Below are 2160 nucleotides of genomic sequence, written 5' to 3'. Positions count from 1 at the left end.
TTCAGATACCACTGGATCGCGGATTCCCACTGCTCAAGCTGCCAATTCTCCCTCGTCACCTCCTCCCGCAGGACCTCAAGCCGCCAGAAGGCCCGTGCAGCTGCCCGGCCCGCGGGCATTTGGTGACGGAGACGGAAATTCTCGAACCATTCCAAGGCGACGAGAAATCCAGGCCTGTCCCGGTCCGACAGTCCGCGGAATTTCGAAAGATCCTTTCTCCAGCACCAACGGAACGGCATCCTGCTCATAGCATTCCCGAGTAGCGAACCATCCGCCGGGAGTCAATCTAAATGCTGTTCGTCCGACCACTGGTTGATCTTCGAATAGATCCTGGCTGGTTCGTCCCGCCTTGAGCCGGAATATCCGCACCCAATCTCACCCCGCCTTGGCTTGGCATGCGTCGCCGGGATATCACGCGCCAGGTCCCGATTTCTCCTTGGAATTTCAACGATTTGGGGAAAGATTCCGCAAGAAACACGACCCGGATATACCGCCCGGATCGCCTACGAATAAAACTGTTCTGCTGAAATGAGATTTCCGAGACTCGGCATCGTGACCATTTTGGCATGGAGCCTGATTGGCTCGTGCGTAACCACGCAGCCCAAGCCTACTTCGTCAGACTACAATCGGGGTCAGAGTGCGGCACGAGAGTCGATAGCTCGTGATCACCTTGTATTCCTGGATCCGTTCGGGATAGTTCGCGCCGATACCGAAGAACACCGGGCGTTTCTACGCGAGAGATTCGGAATTGGCTACAAGCTGGACCGAGGTGTGACTGCTGACTTCGCGGATGGATTCAATTCCACTATGGACGCCGAAGCTCGTGATCGATTTGGAGACCGGTATGCCGCTGCCTTCGTCGAGCAAAAGTATCCAGAGTTGGGTCCGGTCCGCGTAAAACCAATTGCAGAACAAGGCGGCGATGGCGACGCCTAACCGCGGCCTTGTTACGTTTCCATTTTGATGATTCGATCCCTTAAATCTGGCACGGAGCGCCGCCATTGTTCGGGCGTCGCGCCATGCCTTTGACGTTGGGCAGAAGTTAAGTGAGACGCCGAAGCTCCAAGCAGAATGAGTATCGGGACGCCCGAAGGCGAGCTGATCGGATTTCGAAGCTTATCGCTGAGGGCTGGATCAAGGATGCCGCCGAGATACCCTTGACCGCAATTCCCGTTGATCCGCACCAGCTCAATTTGGGCGGATCGTATTTCAGACCCACTTATTTCGAGGATCTTCCCTTCGTTTGCCAAGATTGCGGGGCGCAGCAGGTTTGGAAGGCCGAAGATCAGGCGTGGTATTACGAGGCTTCTGGAGCGCCCTACTACTCTACCGCGATTCGATGTCGCAGTTGTAGAGCCGCCGAGAAGAAGAGGAAGCTCGAAGCCCGAAGAGCGGCGGGACACGAATGAGAACCAATGCCCAACAAGCCGCTGGTGGACGACCCTAGACCGCGGCCTTGTTGGAGGTCCGCCCGGGTGGTAGGAATCTGCATGAGCTGTCGGAACCGCCGTCATGGGGACCCGGGACGCCACAGCTCTGACGTTCGGCTAAGAAAATGAAAGTTCCCCACAGCGTTAGCGGAGCACTGAGAACGTTCTCCTACTTCCTCGCGAGTGGGACTCACAGCCAGCTCGAAGGCGTTGAGTATCTCGATCTCTACGGCGAGGAGCCAAGCGCGATTGAGCAGACCTATGCGATTTTCGCCAACGTGTTGGATTTCGATGAGGCAGGCAATCTTACGAATCTACAGCATGCAGAGAAGCGAGCTTTGGATTATCTGAGGTCATATTGCGATCCGAACTTCAGTATTGAACCACCACTGGAAGACTGGGAGGTCGCGCTTCACTAATATGAACCAGCAGAAGCTCTTAGATGAAGTGCAGCGATTGGAGGATGACGGCTACGTGGTCATTCTAAAGTGGGATGGAGAGCGGCCGAACGGCAAGAAGACACTTTTGATTTCTCTTCCAGGAACTGACTTATTCATTCGCCGCGACTCCGACGACATGTGGGCTTCCCTCGATTCAGCATTAGAGGAAGCTCGCCGGACGGAACCAAAACAAGCCGAACGAGACCGTCGGAAAACCCCTGTTGAGCCCGTCGTACCATTGCCTTCGGATGGTGCCGAGTGATGGACGTCGTTTTCGATTTCCGGGCGGG

General features: G+C 55.7%; 3 protein-coding genes. All 3 read left to right on the top strand.

Annotated elements, in window-relative coordinates:
• The first annotated feature begins 528 nt into the window (after positions 1 to 528).
• Positions 529 to 936 (top strand): hypothetical protein, encoded by a 408-nt coding sequence (locus HNR46_RS20440; protein ID WP_184022550.1) that lies wholly within the window; start codon positions 529 to 531, stop codon positions 934 to 936.
• 110 nt (positions 937 to 1046) lie between these two features.
• Entirely contained in the window at positions 1047 to 1409 is a 363-nt protein-coding gene (locus tag HNR46_RS21615) for a zinc-ribbon domain containing protein (protein ID WP_425491713.1), read from the top strand.
• A gap of 146 nt (positions 1410 to 1555) precedes the next feature.
• Entirely contained in the window at positions 1556 to 1849 is a 294-nt protein-coding gene (locus HNR46_RS20430) for a DUF7677 family protein (RefSeq protein ID WP_184022546.1), read from the top strand.
• The last annotated feature ends 311 nt before the right edge of the window (positions 1850 to 2160 follow it).

Source organism: Haloferula luteola, assembly GCF_014201715.1.
GTDB classification, from domain to species: domain Bacteria; phylum Verrucomicrobiota; class Verrucomicrobiia; order Verrucomicrobiales; family Akkermansiaceae; genus Haloferula; species Haloferula luteola.
The sequence above is the reverse complement of the archived record's forward strand: the minus strand, read 5'-3'. Positions and strand labels throughout refer to the sequence as shown.

Excerpts from the sequence above, each read along its gene's own strand:
- HNR46_RS20440 (WP_184022550.1), top strand. The coding sequence starts at position 529 with ATGAGATTTCCGAGACTCGGCATCGTGACCATTTTGGCATGGAGCCTG.
- HNR46_RS20430 (WP_184022546.1), top strand. The coding sequence starts at position 1,556 with ATGAAAGTTCCCCACAGCGTTAGCGGAGCACTGAGAACGTTCTCCTAC.